Source organism: Pseudoalteromonas sp. MTN2-4 (assembly GCF_042848605.1).
Taxonomy (GTDB): domain Bacteria; phylum Pseudomonadota; class Gammaproteobacteria; order Enterobacterales; family Alteromonadaceae; genus Pseudoalteromonas.
On record NZ_BTGK01000079.1, the window covers coordinates 1 to 390 of the forward strand.

The window sequence follows — 390 nt, forward strand, 5'->3', positions numbered from 1 at the left end:
TGGAGTCAGGAGTGACAAAAAAGCTAGAGGTAATATCTAAACCTGATTTAGAGAAGATGCATACAGGGACTCTTATGAGTCGAAGAAATGCACTGTTAAAATGTGAAGAGTCGCTAGAGTTGTCTGATCAATATCGAGCTTCTTCACATAATGAGATAGAATTTAAAAACACTGAGCAATGGAAGCGGGCTTACCAAGATATAAAAGCAGTTCTTGCTACACGCGAAAATATTCCAAACAAACAAGAACGTAAAGCGTTGCGTCAAGCGAAAGCTAAACAACGTAGGTAGGTGATAAAACACCTAACAAGCAATTTAACAGGGACAAAAAATCGCGGGCTGATTTTGCTTCGCAAAAATTTTAGCCCACAATTTTTAGCCCGTTAATAGG

General features: G+C 38.7%; 1 protein-coding gene. It reads left to right on the plus strand.

Features of this window, described 5'->3' with window-relative positions; translation table 11 throughout:
- The coding region (locus ACGHEH_RS21805) for a hypothetical protein (RefSeq protein ID WP_390449918.1) at positions 1 to 290 on the plus strand (290 nt) is incomplete at its 5' end.
- Between the last annotated feature and the right edge of the window lie 100 nt (positions 291 to 390).